Annotated in this window: 15 protein-coding genes and 1 pseudogene; all 16 read right to left on the bottom strand. The window is 40.2% G+C overall.

The window, feature by feature from the left end; translation table 11 throughout:
* Positions 1-44: 44 nt before the first annotated feature.
* Entirely contained in the window at positions 45-1,016 is a 972-nt protein-coding gene (locus NST85_RS06520; protein WP_127192110.1) for an ROK family protein, read from the bottom strand.
* A gap of 52 nt (positions 1,017-1,068) precedes the next feature.
* The gene (locus tag NST85_RS06515) at positions 1,069-1,791 is read right to left on the bottom strand and encodes a glucosamine-6-phosphate deaminase (protein WP_127192111.1); all 723 of its coding nucleotides are present in this window, start codon (positions 1,789-1,791) and stop codon (positions 1,069-1,071) included.
* A 155-nt stretch (positions 1,792-1,946) separates the two neighbouring features.
* The gene (locus NST85_RS06510; RefSeq protein ID WP_127192112.1) at positions 1,947-2,579 is read right to left on the bottom strand and encodes a hypothetical protein; all 633 of its coding nucleotides are present in this window, start codon (positions 2,577-2,579) and stop codon (positions 1,947-1,949) included.
* A 12-nt stretch (positions 2,580-2,591) separates the two neighbouring features.
* The gene (locus NST85_RS06505; protein ID WP_341188882.1) at positions 2,592-4,481 is read right to left on the bottom strand and encodes a TNT domain-containing protein; all 1,890 of its coding nucleotides are present in this window, start codon (positions 4,479-4,481) and stop codon (positions 2,592-2,594) included.
* An 890-nt stretch (positions 4,482-5,371) separates the two neighbouring features.
* Entirely contained in the window at positions 5,372-5,764 is a 393-nt protein-coding gene (locus tag NST85_RS06500) for a hypothetical protein (RefSeq protein WP_127192114.1), read from the bottom strand.
* A gap of 14 nt (positions 5,765-5,778) precedes the next feature.
* Positions 5,779-6,192, bottom strand: a pseudogene (locus NST85_RS06495) (hypothetical protein); the annotation flags it as partial.
* A gap of 594 nt (positions 6,193-6,786) precedes the next feature.
* Positions 6,787-6,987: a hypothetical protein gene (locus NST85_RS06490; RefSeq protein ID WP_127192115.1), complete on the bottom strand. Its 201-nt coding sequence runs from the start codon at positions 6,985-6,987 to the stop codon at positions 6,787-6,789.
* A 4-nt stretch (positions 6,988-6,991) separates the two neighbouring features.
* On the bottom strand, positions 6,992-7,114 hold the full coding sequence (locus tag NST85_RS06485) for a hypothetical protein (RefSeq protein ID WP_281278190.1): 123 nt from the start codon (positions 7,112-7,114) through the stop codon (positions 6,992-6,994).
* Complete coding sequence (locus NST85_RS06480) at positions 7,107-7,310, bottom strand: hypothetical protein (protein WP_246054047.1); 204 nt, start codon at positions 7,308-7,310, stop codon at positions 7,107-7,109. Before NST85_RS06480 ends, NST85_RS06485 begins: the two co-directional genes overlap by 8 nt.
* A 5-nt stretch (positions 7,311-7,315) precedes the next feature.
* On the bottom strand, positions 7,316-7,570 hold the full coding sequence (locus tag NST85_RS06475; protein WP_246054048.1) for a hypothetical protein: 255 nt from the start codon (positions 7,568-7,570) through the stop codon (positions 7,316-7,318).
* Positions 7,571-7,744: 174 nt separating this feature from the next.
* Positions 7,745-8,035: a hypothetical protein gene (locus NST85_RS06470; protein WP_127192116.1), complete on the bottom strand. Its 291-nt coding sequence runs from the start codon at positions 8,033-8,035 to the stop codon at positions 7,745-7,747.
* A 2-nt stretch (positions 8,036-8,037) separates the two neighbouring features.
* Positions 8,038-10,206, bottom strand: coding sequence for a hypothetical protein (locus tag NST85_RS06465; RefSeq protein WP_341188881.1), 2,169 nt, complete (start codon positions 10,204-10,206; stop codon positions 8,038-8,040).
* 117 nt (positions 10,207-10,323) lie between these two features.
* The gene (locus NST85_RS06460) at positions 10,324-13,629 is read right to left on the bottom strand and encodes a DUF5704 domain-containing protein (RefSeq protein ID WP_341188880.1); all 3,306 of its coding nucleotides are present in this window, start codon (positions 13,627-13,629) and stop codon (positions 10,324-10,326) included.
* A gap of 11 nt (positions 13,630-13,640) precedes the next feature.
* Positions 13,641-14,996 carry an S-layer homology domain-containing protein gene (locus NST85_RS06455; RefSeq protein ID WP_127192118.1) on the bottom strand — a complete coding sequence of 452 codons (1,356 nt, stop codon included), beginning with the start codon at positions 14,994-14,996 and terminating at the stop codon, positions 13,641-13,643.
* Between the two features lie 482 nt (positions 14,997-15,478).
* Positions 15,479-15,814 carry a hypothetical protein gene (locus tag NST85_RS06450; RefSeq protein WP_127195305.1) on the bottom strand — a complete coding sequence of 112 codons (336 nt, stop codon included), beginning with the start codon at positions 15,812-15,814 and terminating at the stop codon, positions 15,479-15,481.
* A 21-nt stretch (positions 15,815-15,835) separates the two neighbouring features.
* Positions 15,836-16,060, bottom strand: a complete 225-nt coding sequence (locus NST85_RS06445; protein WP_341188879.1) for a hypothetical protein — start codon at positions 16,058-16,060, stop codon at positions 15,836-15,838.
* Positions 16,061-16,268 lie beyond the last annotated feature (208 nt).

Below are 16,268 nucleotides of genomic sequence, written 5' to 3'. Positions count from 1 at the left end.
TTCCCCTTCCGATGCATTATGTGTATGGATGAACTTAAATAACTTCAATTCATTGCTTCGTAATTCCACGCTAGACACGACGCTCCGAGCAATCCAACGACTTGTGGGCCAAGCTCGGTGAGCGTGATTTCTTTCAGTGCGTTACTGGGAACTTTCGCCGCGTGCTCAAACACAAAAGTACTCAATTCCTTCATTAACCACTCGTCTTGTAGGACTCCGCCCCCCATAATGATGGCTTCCGGGTTCAGTATATTCACTAGATTAACTAGAACGATGCCCATGGACCAGATGAATTCCTGGTGGATTTTGCCCGCTAATGGATCTCCAAGCAGCGCCGCACGAAAAATATCCACCGAGACGACAGTACCGGATTGTATCTTGGAGGCCAGTATAGAGTCAGGATAATCCATTAGCCAACGATTAGCCCGGTGGATCATTCCTCCTCCAGAGGCGGCTGTCTCCAAACACCAATTGCTCCCGCACATACAAGGTTCCATGTCTTTTCCGACAAAAATATGACCGATCTCCCCAGCATAGTTAGCTGCCCCACGCACCAATCTACCATCACTTACAATACCGGCTGCAATCCCCGTCCCGACATTTACATATAAGAAATTTCTGTATTGACGTCCCTTACCCAGATACATTTCAGCGAGGGTTGCCGCATGAACATCGTTGTCTACTGCAATATCAAAACCATATTTCGCTTGTAAGTCTTCTCTGAAACGGACTTTATCCATCCCAGGCAATCTCATGCTTCCCATCCATTCCCCGTGTTCAAAATCGACATGCCCGAAGACCCCAATGCCGATGGTCTTGGATACATTTCTTACTTGTTGCAAATCGATATAATTTGCAATCGAATCGTATATACTGCTTCTCAGTAACTGTTCTGATGAAAGATCGATGTCATACCGTTGTTGGTGGACAACCTTCCCTTCCTGTGTCACAGAACCGATAAGTACTTTTGTCGCACCAATGTCAATGCCTATGGTAAACGGTTCATCTGGATACACTCTGCATCTCTCCTACAAGTGAAGTTATTTAGTTCATATGACTTACTTACTTCTAGAGCATCTCGGCAGCTTCCTTATCTAGCATTACCGTTAGAAAAGGGTGTAATTGTAGAACAGATGCAGGGATCTCCGGTGTAATCTGACCATATATTGCCTTCTTAATGATCTCCGCCTTGCTTTTCCCTTTGGCCAGCAGCAGGATTTGTTTCGACATCATGATCCGCTTGATTCCCACGGTAAGCCCCTGCTTCGGAACCCTATCCGCAGACCCAAAAAATCCAGCCTTCATCTCGGCAGTCCTGCTCGCCAAATCTTTTACATGTGTATCTAAATGGAATTCAGTCCCCGGCTCATTAAATCCAATATGACCGTTGGTTCCTATACCCAGTATTTCAAGATCTACAGCATGCCTGTCCAGAAGAGCATTGTACTCACGGCAAGCTTTGTCCAGATCCTCCGCCATGCCATCAGGCATATGAATATTTCCACTTTTTATATTGAGATGATTCAATACCTGATTACGAATTCTGAAGCTAACGCTTTTGTGATCTTCCGGTGACAGTCCTACATATTCGTCTAGTGTAAACGCCTTCAATTCTGAGTAATCCACATTCCATTGTTTATACAAATTCACAATTTCCTGATGAAGCCCTATGGTGGTCTGCCCTCCAGCAAAAGTTAGAACGCTATCCGGTTTCACGATCACTTGCTTTGTTACTTCAAGCGCCGCTGCAATATCTAACTCTTGTTCCGTATCTTTTACAATAATCCGCATGAAAGCACCTCCGTGATAGTAAGGATACACTCTTTAATAGTAACTCTCCCCCGTACGTCACAGTGGTCCAAAATCCTCTAATCTAGGGGTAATATTCTATAGTGTGTAGATAAAAAAAGAGGGTAACCAGTTTTATCTGATTAACCTCTTTTACCTTAGTGAATTAATATTTTTATAATTTTATCTTTGAACTCTTCATCCAAAGCAATATATTTTTGGCACTCATTTAAGTATTTAAATATAGCCTTTAATTTTTCCGAGAAGTTATATACTACAAGAAAACAGTTTGGCGCTTCTCTATCTTTAACAAAATATATTTCCTCATTTTCTCCCGTTAAATAGTATATATTATACGTTTCTTTAACGTCGCTCCTTTCTAAGTTAATAGCGTATTTTTTCTTATTAAATATCGAAAAATATTCATCCCCAATAACTCCTAATAGAATTTCGTTTAATTTATCAAAGTCATTACTCTCCAGTTCTAACAACTTATTTTGTATCTCCTCATCTTTAGAAACTCCTCCAAGACGAATTCTGGCATACAATGCTAAAGCCACAGTTCCTACACCAATTTCTGAAAACGTGGCAACCGTACGCGGCTTTCCACGTTGGACTACTATCACTTCATAAGAAGATTTGCTTTTCTCTGATAACATCACAAATATTTCTGGGTCTATCATGTCCGTTCTGTTAGAAATTCTAGTGTAAACTTCTATATTATTATCTTTGTTAACTGTTACAACGAAGAAATCACCCAAAAACGACGTTAAAAATTTATTTTGATCCATATAATTTCACCCTCACTTTTTAACGGGAACTTTTATTAGGTAACCAAGATCAACCAGTTCCTCTAAAGAATATTTATCTCCATCAGGCTTATACTTAATGTACTGTAACCCTCCACCTGGTCTATCAAACCATGGTGCAATAATACCACCTTCGACTTCAAAATCCTGTACTATTTTATACACATAATAGTCTGCATAGTCGCTATGTGGAGCAAGCGCCCTTTGTTCATATGGGATACCTTCTGGTGAAAAGAAGTTCCCTACTGGAGAACCATATCTATCAATTAACATGCCCTTTTTTAGAGTCATATCCTCTGATATTCCCAGCAGAAAACCATTAATGTTAGGATCACCATTTTCTCCCGGCCAATTTATATTACCAGTTTTTTGATCATAATATTTGGGTTCAGTATAAACTGACTGATACTTATTATATAGTTTACCATCTGGAGGATAACTCCAGTCACTTATCCTTACTCTATCTTCTACACTTAATCCATTCTCTGCATAATCCCAAAATTGATTATAACGTTTGGTATCTGCCGGACTCATAAGATCTGCAAAAGTGTCTGAATTTACCGTCCCCCCAACACTGCTTTGCATTTTTTGAACCTGTCCAACTTTTCCAAATTTATTGTTACCATTATTAATTTCAGGTGTTCCGATCGATGTTAGTTCAGCTATCCTATCAGCACTTGCTGCACCACGCATAGCAGCCTGAAAATCGGCCGAAAGCTCAGTTAATTCCATTTGCATCTCCATTTGCATTGTAATTAATTGAGCTTCTAGCACTTGTTGGCCCTGAGTTTTTATACCGGGCTTTTCACCAGTGACAAATTCTATAAGTGGATCTACCAAATACTTGTCTATAAAATCTTTTTTTGCCGGTTGACTTTCCCAGTTGCTATTCCCCATCCCCTCAACCACTGCCGTCCAGTCCACCTTAGCAATTGCAATTTCGATTGCTATTGCATCGTAGTTCTCCATCGCCCATGCCCTATATTCCCTATCTCCCATGCTAAGTCGAATCATCGTGAGAAGTTGATCATCTGTTGGCATGATCGAATAATCCTGCTTTAATGGGTTGTACTGGCAGGCAGATAATGGCGTTCCGGTATATTCTGATGTTAATTTTACATTCGCATCATAGAAGGTTTTGCTGACTCCGAGCTCAGACAACAAGGCCCTTGCTTTCTCCGCCTCCGCATGTGCGACTTCCATATACGAGGTTTGTCCAAACTGCCTATATATCTCATAGGCGGCTTGACTTCGTCCCACTTCGATTAGCGTATCACTGATCTTGTCTAATTTCTGCCCGGCTTCCATCTGCGCTTGTATCGAACCATGCTGCATCATCTCCAGCAAGGCAGCAATCTCAGCATCCCCTTTATACTTTAGCATGCGATCGATTAATGTCGTTCTTTCCAGTTGCAACGTAAGACCGCGGAAGGTACCGAACAAAAAGGGCGGGATCGGCGTTGTTGTATACCATTTGGGTGAATCTTTTAATAGCTGATTAGAAAAGCTGCCCCATTGACTCCACCTATCCCGTTGTATCATGGGAAGCCCGTTCTCTTGTGGTGGGCTTCCCCAAGACTCTACCCTCGCGCTCCCTTTCATCAGCGCTATCGCATCCGCCACATTTTGTAGCTCTGCTCCTTGGATTTTGGTGATGGCGAGTCTGATGAAATTGCTCAATTGCTCCGAGTCATCCGCCAGGTGATTGATCTGAGATTGCGCAAGCTGAGCTTGACCTGACACGCGGGAATACAATTCCCCATCCATTTGGGCAAGGAAACCACTCATCTGTGTACGCAAATAATTCGTATCGTCAGATATTTCTTGCAAATCCTTCTGTAATTTCCCCATCCGGCCCTCTTGAAACATCGATTTCTGAGCCACCTGTTTACTCCCTTCTTGCTAAGATGAATCACTCTCGCCTGTGGCCAAAGAGCTCCGAATCTTTATTCGAAGCTCTTTGTCTTAGGTGGGATGGATTACATCTTTCGCGTTTATTGCAGTTCGGACGTCTGCCTTCGCCAATCCTTAAACGCGTCATTACTTTTATGTATTCTTTATCATCGATTTGATAAACTCTGCACGAATTACGGCTTGATTTGGTTAAAACGTATGATCTACATAACCGTGTACATTTTCTTTATTAAATGTTTCAAGTACCATAATATTACATATTATCTTGTTAATATATCACTTTTCCACATTTCCTGTTGTCGAAATTTGTATTATATAAAAATTTATTCCTACTATCTAAGAAACTATCTACTATACATTTCGCACTATATTAAAGGACAAAGCAGCTAGCTTAAAACGTTGCCTTAACTTTATATGTTAACTGGCACGTTACCAAATTTCTTTCCTGCACCGTAATCATCGTTGTAAGAGTCAGTTCGGTTGCAGATAAAGTACTATTTATAACACCTTTAATATAGTTGTCGTTCTATACATCTTGAAAGGTGCGATTTTTTTCTTTCTCAGTATCACTATCGTTATATGGTATTTTACAGGTGCGAGTAATTTTGAAAAAACCGCAGATAACAAAGGTAACAAAAAACAGGTCAATCATGGTGGTATCTGACCATAATTGACCTGCTAGATGTATCGGAATAGCGTCATTTAGGGTATAAAATTAAAGCATTTGATGTGCGTACAACCGTAATGACGAAATCTTTATACGGGTATTACATGGGTTATATGTGTTATTGGCTTAATGATGGGTTCATTCGGCACTGGGTAGCCCCATTGAGTCTCTATAAAGAGTTTACACAAAAATCTTATACAATGGCGTTAAAAGGGGCATGACCTGTTTCAGCATTCCTTAATAATGTTGGTTTTCTAAAACGTGAACTAGTTTCCAATTTAAATATGGCGGTATCTCCTTCCATCTCCATAAAAGATACATTAATCCATATGGGAGCTTTCGGAAAAAGCCCACCTAAAACCCCAACAACATCTTCTAACAATAGTTTTTTACCACCAATATTCTCTTTAGATAACACAAGACGTTTCATCATTTCATCGCCACCATCTAACATTTTCCCATGTTCCTCGACAGGCTCTATAACAAATTTAACTATATCGCTCGAAATGTTCCTAGCCTTCTTTATCTTATCAACTGCTTTATATAAATTTGTTGAAAAAATTTCTTCATTCATTTGAGTTGTCATAATATCTCCTCCCTTTATTTCAATTTAGTTGACTGTACTTTCTTTAATTTCCCTAAATCAACATAACCGTTGCTCGTTAGTTCTAATTGATATATTTCTAACCAAGCGTTTTCTGTCTTTATTCCAGCATTATTAAATATTTGCTCATAGTTTTTAGCTTGCTCAGCTGTTGGAGTATAGTGTCCTGATTCATTTGTTATCCTTCTAATATTTCCATTTGCATCGACTTTTAGTTTTCCAGCAGCTTGAACATCAGCTCCATTAGTTAAATAAGAATGTCCTCGTCCAACCTTTAAGTTATCATTTACATCTATGACGAAGTCAACCTCTTTAATTCCATCTCGAATCTTAACTTGACCATTCTCCAAAACATATTCAAAACTCTTTCCTTGCTGAATCTCATTTGGATATCTGTTTTCAATTATTTGGACAGGTCTAACATCTCCCGTCCCCTCAATATCCCCTTCTACCTTAGCAACACTCGGTCCATCATGTATAGTAGGCGGTTTCGAAGGGCCAAATTCCATCTTCCCCGTATTGGGTACTATCATCTTGAAGCCTTCAGGAGTCTTAACCATTTGTAAGGGTAATCTACTCGCAAAAGATTCTGGTAACCGCGACACTGAAGCTGGATATTTAAACTTCTTCACCTTTTCAGCTACCGAAGTCACTGCTTCGACTGCTTCAGCCACTTTTGCCACTTCCGCTACTTCAGCAGTTACTTTAACCGCTTTTGTTACTTTCATTACACCTAACATTTGTTTTAAACCTTTGGGGCCGTCTATAGCTGATACAACTTCAAATACTCCTCGCGAGAAAAATTTGAATCGGGACTTGGTGCCACCATTGGTTACATCTCGAATATAGGATTTTGCAATCTGTGCCGATGTATTGATTATTACTTGTCGTTGAAATTCCTTTACTTGGGGTGAATTTCCAGCCATAAGTCCTACAGAGATAACTGTATCAATAGGATGCTTTACAGCCTCAACAACTCCATCAACCAAACTTAGATGTTAGTTTTACATTCGCATCATAGAAGGTTTTGCTGACTCCGAGCTCTGACAACAAGGCATCTTGGATTGCTGTGCCTTACGTTCCCAGTATCTACGTTCATACTCTTTTTGCTTCTTCTTGTTTTCAGGTTTTTGCCGCCATTTCCGTCTGTACTCTCTTTCGTACTGACGGCGTGCTTCCAATGCTTCAGGACTTAGTTGTTCCATTCGTCTATTCCTCCATCACCAATTCAATAATGTCCTCGTCATCTACAATTTCAATGATTCCAATCTCGTTTGCCGACTCAATAATCTCTTCTAGTGATTCAAATCTTTTTATCAACTTCTTACTCAATTCTGTTCCCCACCAGTTCTGTCAGCTTTGTTCGTTGTGACTCCAATAGCTGTTCAATTTCCTGTATTTGATCCTTTTCTCGTTGTACCACTAGTACAGCTTCTCTTCCTGTTTCTTCCAGTTCTATCTGTTGACGGGCTAACACTTTTTCGTTGTACTGTACAGTCTCACGTAATCCAGATGCTTCTCTTTCCAAGCTATCTATGCGGCGTAGAATTTCCAGCCTTGGGTGTCCGTCCTTCTGATCTGGCCTGTTCCAGTAGCTTGCTTATTTCTGTGGCTATTTGAGGGTCGGTACTGCCAGATCGTCTTAACTCCTCTGCCTGTTGCCGTAACTCTCGTGCCTTCTGACAGTACCCCCTTACTTCCTCTACTATTTCCACGTAATCTGCTTGTGCCTGGTGCCTGTGCAATTAAGCCTACCTTTTCCTCTACTATCTGTACTTGTTTTGCCATGTCATTCAGCTCCTTCGTTTATTTTCTGCACGCAAAAAAGCTCATTCCTACTCATAAAACAAGTTGGAAAGAGCTTTGAAAGTTTATCAAGTGTTTAAATTATTTAGTGTTTGGTTTGTTGGTTGTATTGTACGATCTTGTTGTTGGAATTGTAAACCCGTCTCAAAGAATATGTTACGGAGTAATCTTTGTGAAATTTGGTATGTGTGCTATTTGTTCATCTGGTCCTTTAAATGGGATTACATTTGCTGTTTCAGGAATTTGAATCCTTGAAATGTTAATTCCTTCCAAACAATTATTGCACCATATTAAAAAATACCCCTGCCTCTTTTCACTATCTCCAATATATTCAAAACTAATATTTGAACTGGAGCAACTTGGACAGTTAATCTTGGGGACATCAGGAACGGTCTCTTGAACTACTGCTGATAACTTCAACCATTGTTTAAATTTAGGATTAACCATGTTCAGTTTCCTTTCTTCTTAAAATAATCCCAAAAAGTATCTTCAATGCCGTATGCTCCATCTTCGAATAAGCGTAACATCGAATCATCTGCAGCATGCCCATAGATCCTAACTTGAAAAATATGCGTCCTCTCGTGTGCTAAAGTTTTAATTAATTGTTCTTCATTAATAAACGCATTAGGATATAACTGAATTTCCTTACCGTTTGGATTAGCCCAGCCTGCGAAAGGAACATCTAGCATTTCAGGATCCCTAATTATTTTTATCTTCACACCATCTAATCCCACACCTGCCTGTTCAGCTAAGCGCTTAACTTCTCTTAATTGCATAGGAACTTCCAAATGACTAAACTCACCAACGTTGGCTGTTCGACGGTATAGTTCTAGACCTTGTCCCGTCCCCTCAATCTTCCCTTCTACCTTAGCAACACTCGGTCCATCATGTATAGTAGGCGGTTTCGAAGGGCCAAATTCCATCTTCCCCGTATTGGGTACTATCATCTTGAAACCCTCTGGAGTCTTAACCATCTGTAAGGGTAATTTACTCGCAAATGATTCTGGTAACCGCGACACTGAAGCTGGATATTTAAACTTCTTCACCTTTTCAGCTACCGAAGTCACTGTTTCGACTGCTTCGGCCACTTTAGCCACCTCCGCCACTTCAGCAGTTACTTTAACCGCTTTTGTTACTTTCATTACACCTAACATTTGTTTTAAACCTTTGGGGCCGCCTATAGCTGATACAACTTCAAATGTACCTCGCGAGAAAAATTTGAATCGGGATTTAGTGCCACCATTGGTTACATCTCGAATATAGGAATTTGCAATCTGTGCCGATGTATTGATTATTACTTGTCGTTGAAATTCCTTTGCTTGGGGTGAATTTCCAGCCATAAGTCCTACAGAGATAACGGTATCAATAGGATGCTTTACAGCCTCAACAACTCCATCAACCAAACTTATAACTCCTTCAGATATCCCAAGGCCAATCCCCTCTATTGCCTCAATAAGATCACTTTCGGTCTCGCCGTAAGTCTTATTCAACCAATCCTGATATTCCAGATCAGGATTGCGCAAGATATCCACGTTATCCGGATCTTTCATCACATGTTTGAGGAAATAGTCAAGCGTTGTTTCGTTGCGACTATTATTGGTGGTAATATCCGTTCCGTCAGGTAGCTTCTTAGGATGACTATTCTCTTTTTCTAATCTATCTTCTTCTCGAATTTCTATTACAAAATCATCGTAGTTCTCCTTCGCCCATTCCCTGTATTCCCTATCTCCCATGCTAAGTCGGATCATCGTGAGAAGTCGATCGTCTGTGGGTAGGATCGAATAATCATGCTTCAAGGGGTTGTACAGACAGGCAGATAACGACGTTCCGGTGTATTCAGATGTTAGTTTTACATTCTCATCATAGAAGGTTTTGCTGACTCCAAGCTCAGACAACAAGGCCCTTGCTTTCTCCGCCTCCGCATGTGCGAATTCCATATAGGAGGTTTGTCCAAACTGCCTATATATCTCATAGGCGGCTTGGTTTCGTCCCACTTCGATTAGTGTATCACTGATCTTGTCTAATTTCTGCTCGGCTTCCATCTGCTCTTGTATCGAACCATGCTGCATCATCTCCAGCAAGGCGGCAATCTCTGCATCCCCTTTATACTTTAGCATGCGATCGATTAATGTCGTTCTTTCCAGTTGCAACGTAAGACCGCGGAAGGTACCGAACAAAAAGGGCGGGATCGCCGTTGTTGTATACCATTTGGACGAACCCTTCAATAGCTGCGTAGAAAAGCTGCCCCAGCTGTTCCACGTATCCCGCCCGATCATGGGAAGAGCTTTCTCTTGGGGTGGGTTTCCCCATGACTCTACCCTCGCGCTCCCTTTCATCAGCGCTATCGCATCCGCCACATTTTGTAGCTCTGCTCCTTGGATTTTGGTGATAGCCAGTCGGACGAAATTTTTCAATTGCTCCGAATCATCCGCTAGGCGATTGATCTGAGATTGCGCAAGCTGAGCTTGTCCTGACACGCGGGAATACAATTCCCCATCCATTTCGTTAAGGAAGCCTTGCGTCTTTGTACGTAAATAATTCGTATCGTCAGATATTTCTTGCAAATCCTTCTGTAATTTCCCCATCCGGCCCTCTTGAAACATCGATTTCTGAGCCACCTATTTACTCCTTTCTTGCCCGGATGAATCACTCTCGTTGTAGTCAAAGAGCTTCGAAATCTATATTCGAAGCTCTTGTCTTAGATGGGATGGATTACATCTTTCGTGTTTATTCAATTAATGTCCTGCACCTTGATAATCATTACGTACGGAATAATCGGATTCGAATAGGATGTGGTCACCCCATTGGTATTTAAAAGAGTTACCATATATATCACTGGATGATTCCACTTGTCCCTCTATCTCCCACATATTCGCAATTTCGCCTTGATAGCCAAGTAATTCCGTGATCTTTCCGTTTTTCTCACGTAACGTATTGATTTTGAAATTCACGATAATATAGCCATTTTTCATAAACTCTTTTTCTTTTCCTGTTAATGCACCACCGTATTGTTTGGCCAAATCTAGAACTGACGTACCTGTAGGAAGAATATACGGGGCTACAGGCAAGTTATATTCTCCGTACCAATGTTGCACACTTCGTTCCGCACGTTCTTGAGTCACGTTCGAGCCAGTAGGAGGTTGCGGTCCGATAATGGTACGAGATCGATACCCTAACACTTCATTGTTATATCCTTGATCACTAATCTGAAGTTGACGGGTTAGATACTGTTGATAGAATTTTACCCAAGGTGTTTTCGCTCTTTCTAGTGGCGTCCAAATAAAGTTGTATTCATACTCCGCTGAGCGTTGTAGCTCTGCCGTATTGATATTTCGGAAGGGGTCCGCTAGCTTATAGACACGACTATACATCTTCTTATCAACATCAGATCCGACTTGGATCATCTTATTCGATGCGCCAGATGCATCGTAATATAAGTTAACTTGTTGCGCTGTACCGCCTTTTTGAGGAACGAACCAGAAGGTAGGGGTAATCCCGATCCCCTCTCCCACATTCCATACGTTTCCAATGGTCTTGAAATCGAATAAATACGTATAGCCATTATGAGGGACGTTCATCGCATAGGTCGGATGCGAGCCTGGTCTTACCGGTAACATCCTCTGTGGTTGATCCCAAAGATCGGTGTTCACACGATTCTCATTACGACCACCTGATACGTAATAAAATGAGGCATGAGCGGCTTGTCCTTTTTGCGTGCGGAACACATCTTCATAGCGAAAATCTCCAATATCCCATATACGGAAGCCAAAGAGTCGTCCGACAACGTCCACATCCATCGTTCGTTTGGCACAATGGTTGGCAAGATCTGAATTTTTCTCTGTCTGACAGCCATTCCCCTTATTAATCTCGGTCATTTCCGCATTAATGGCGATCACTTCCGTCTCAATCGTATACTTGTCTTCATCAATCCATGTTGGCATCTTAAATTTTTTTTCTGCGGTGCCTACATCAATATAGATCCATGTATTTTCCTCGATGTATTGAGCTCCATCAAACACACCAAAAGGAAACCTCACCCGTTTAGCTTCGGTGTATTTCGTAAAGGGGTGTTTGTACCCTGGTTTGTCAGAATGCTCCCCGTACTCGTCTAGTTTCACGGTAAACTCTCGGTCCAATATAACCACAGGGATACTCCTATTCGTTACCATTCGCTGATCAAAGGGACGATTATCGTCGTCAAGTACTTTCGCGTAATTTACGACAGGCGTGTGTACCGTTACCCTATTAATCCTTTCAATTGGGTATTCTTGATCCTCATCACCATCAAAGTCATAAACCAATTGGGAATAATAAATCGTTCCATTACTCTCTCCGACATGGTTCGCTTTATAGTACTCGATTTGCAAGTTGTCCTCTCGAAGAACTTGGATCAGGGTTGGTGGTGGAATCGTAGAAGGAGTAGCGCCCTTTTCTTCCTTTTCACTACCGTCCATAATAACTGATCCATTAAAAGTCAATGAATCGTTATTCACTTTAACCTTGCCAACGGCTTTTTCGGCGTATGACTGTAAATTTACGTTTGCTGCGGTCGGAGGTGAGGGTTTACTTCTACCGCCATCAACAACTTTTTTAATTGGCTTCTCTGCTTCCTTCAGTTCGGGTGGAGTATATTTCCATGTATTCATTGCATCAACGCTTGGAGATGAATAGTTCTGTGGAAAGAGCGTCACAGTACCACCCGGAAGGGCATAATTACTCATTTCAGCGTGATCAATCCCATAAACACCTAATTTTTCAATCATCCAGTACGAATACTCCCGTTTGACTTCCATTTCTGCGGTAAATGAACCGTCTTCGGTTTGAGGATTGGGCGGAAGCGGAGTGCCGTCTGAACCCGTACCTCCACCATCGTCCCACTTCAAGGTGTATTCCTGTGTGACTGGTACCTTGTAATTGCATTCACCGACCATCTCTACGAATGTGTTTTCAAACAAGTAGTTTTTCGTTTCGGTACTTGCAACTAGATATTCGGAAGATGGGATCCCTTGCACGGCATCAAAGTCTCTTGGATTGTGAGGTGTATCTTCAAGAATCGACCCTGTCGATGAAGGTAGCATGTCCTGCCCATTGACACGTCCACGAGGAGTAGGGTCGGTACATTCTCCAGAAGGGTCAGGAATATCAACATCTAATTTCTTTTTATACTCCGCTACAACATAGGTGTCCATAACATCTACCGTTGGGTTTCGATTGGTTGTTATGGGATTTGGCCAATTAATAATGGCTTCTTTTCTCCAATTTTTATTTTTGGATGTGACGTACGAGCTAACAATTTCATACTGCGTTCCATTGATTGTTAGATTGCCCTGAAAGGTCGCATTGAATGGCTTGCCGATTTTAAACAAGTCTGTCATAGGCACTTTTTGCGTCTCATTGGGTATTAACTTTGTCGGACCTTGTAAAATACCACTGGATAAATTTCCATTAAACTTTCTTCCTTTTTCAATCGCTACCGTATATGCCTCTGAACCTATTATCGGTAAATACTGATTATAGTATTCCTTCAAATCTTGTTGCACTTGATCTGGCCACCTAATACCGTTCGGTAAAGCACTCAAAATTTGAGAATAGTTATAGAAATATTTCGTATTACTATCTAAAAAATTCCCTGATGCATTTGAAATCTTAAAAATAGCACTCGCATAAATTTTATCACCAGACACATTTTCCCCGAGTAGCGCCTGGTCCAATGCATTCTCAACATCCGATGCCTTAAAGGTACACGTAAATTTAATTTGTGTTCCAGTACGATCATCATCACATTCTGTATCGTAATCACCAATCATTATTTTACCTTTTTTAGTTAATTCATTAGGTTTTAAAGTTAGAGAAGGTTCCTTATGGATGTAGAATCCTACGGTTCTGTATCTGTATCCTCCTCCTGAAGCTTTTACGATAGTTTCAAATTTGATAGAACGATCAGGATTCATGATTAATTCATTCGCTTTAGTAATATGAGGTGATTGTATCCATAGTAGTATGGAAAATAGTAGTATTAATAGCTTGCTTAATCGTACCATCACAAATACACCTACAATAACTTATAATGGTCTGAAATATCTACGCCATCACTCCATAGTCTATAGTAGCCGTCATTTCTAAGAGAAATATCCGTATACCCTTTAAACTTCACACCTACTTTATTTTTAATAAAACTCATATTCCATGTTTGGTCATAAAATATACTCCACTCCAGCAAATGATCATCCCAATTGAATGCAGCTTTTGGTGCTGATACTATAGTAAATTCAAAGCTGCTGCGCATGTATATATCCCCAAACTCATACAGCATGCTTGGCTCCGCTTTTACACTCCCTTTCGTAACAATTTTATTTTTTTTCACCCAATCCACATATTTTTTCATCTTATTCAATCTATTTTTTCTAGCGAGATCACTTGTGCCATCTTTAGAGAGCAAAGCTTGCACTTCATTAGCCCAAGAATAATCAATTGTCTGATAATCGATATTTAGAATTAAATCGAAATAATCTTCGATTTTCTTGACTGACTTATCAATAAATAGTTTGTCATACTTAATGTAATCATCTGTCAATCTTGTTTTACTTGTTTTAAGTGAATAAATTCCACTGAATGCTAAAGAATCATCGTATGGCATTTCATACATTTCATTAGGAATTTCTGCAAGAATGTATGAAAAATCTTGTGCGTTCTTTGGTAGATTCGTCGTACGAATTACACGTCCCCATGGATCCAGCTTCGCATTGGCTAAATCTTCAGCATTTTTGATCGCTTCTTCATCTACGGGTAATACCTCACCTGCACGGACTTTTAAGATTCGCTCAATGATCACCACCGACTGCGCACGCGTAGTCGTAGCCTGTATATCTAATTTCCCTTTACCTGTCCCATGGATCAAGCCATTTTTCGTTGCAATTAACATGTATTCCCCATCTGATGTCGCCGTCAGACCAGCAGCTCGAACGGCAGCCCTAGCCATCTCCAAGCGAGTCATTGCCACATTATAATCGCCATACTCACTCCCCTTAATAACGTCATTAATAAAAGCGGCTTCAATATAGGGCTTATACCAAGGTCCTGATCCTTGTTGTTGCTCTAATGCAAAACCGATTGCGCTCACAACCATTTTGATAAACTCTGCACGACTTACGTCTTGATTCGGTTTAAACGTCCCGTCTACATACCCGTTAACATACCCTTTCGTCGCCGCATTCACGATATCTGCTTTACCCCAATGATTCGTAATATCTTTAAAAGCTGTAAAAATGGAGGGAGCATTGACCTCCGTTACAGTTTCTTGCACACTTTCTGTACTTGAATTCTCACCTTCCGCAGCGAATATGCTTCCTGGGACGCTAGTCACGACCATTATTGCAGCAATGAATGTTATCATTTTTCGTTTACTCATTAAAACCCCTCCGTTATAAATTATATTTACTATTGCAAAAATCTAGCTACTCACATACCATAATATGACAATCTATCCTCTTAATATATCACTATTACACATCATTCGTTGTCGAATTTTGTAATATTTATAATTTTGTTCCTAACGATAAGAAAATAGCTCCTTTATAGCGTCTATGCCATAAAGGAGCTAGATCTTCCATCCTCGAATTTGGATAGTTTATTAGAAATTTAATAAGAAGAATATCAAATAATAGGTCTTCATTATCCCAAAAATCATCTACTATTATAGCTTCAAAAAAACTGTATCCTTTCCTAACCAATCAAAGGATTTCAACTTCAATACCTTTATTCGTTTTCGTTGTTACTGGCTCATGGGAATACTAAGTATAAACCTATTACGATGATGTCTTGCTTTCTACTAATACCACATGCATCTTAGACTTTCACAGAATAAGAGTAAACTATCATACACTCATCCTTTTATAATCCTTCATTTATTTGTTGAAGCAATATTTTTAATTCTTCTTCATCAAATAAATCTTGATTCTCGGGTACTTTTATCAATAGTTCGGGAAAACGTCTAATAAATGCTTTTCTTTTTTCCATCTGTTCGTCTTTTTCTAAAGGCCAATTTCCCGTCTCCGCATAAACCATTACTTTATAAGCATCCTGGTCTGACTTTAGTGCTTTCTCCATATTTTCTTTTGAAATATCGTAAAAAACAGGGTGCCCATATGGGCCTTGCGGCCACGTAATTTGATTTTTATCACCCTTCTTGATAATGGCAAAACCATTCCCCTGGTGTATTCTCTCCATATATAATTCCTTCCTTCAAATTTACTGTTTAAGATAAACATCAGATATTGTATATCCTCCTGATGGAATCTGATCGACCACAGCCTCTGGAACACCACCACTCGTGTATCCACCTGGAATCCAGTATTCAGGCCATGCACCTGCTTCATTTCCTGATGGAATCCTAATAATAGATGGATTATTTATCTCCAATATGATTGGATGTTTTCCTAAATAACCCGGATCTAAACCTAAAAGATCCTCCAAAATTCGTGGATTACCATTGTTTTATCATCATCAATACATTGTTTACTATAATCTTTTAACCAGAGTATTGCTTTTTTATCCAATAGATAAGGTTTCATATCAACCGATTCATTCTTATGAATATAAAACCCTACGGTTCGATATTTATGAAGAGGCTTTAACCGTTGTTTAAATACGAGTGTACCATCCCCAGGTGTTCTAGCCCTGA

Origin of the sequence: Paenibacillus sp. FSL K6-2524, assembly GCF_038005525.1 — a bacterium.
Classification (GTDB): Bacteria; Bacillota; Bacilli; order Paenibacillales; family Paenibacillaceae; genus Fontibacillus; species Fontibacillus anaericanus.
This window is presented reverse-complemented; position numbering and strand designations above follow the sequence as displayed.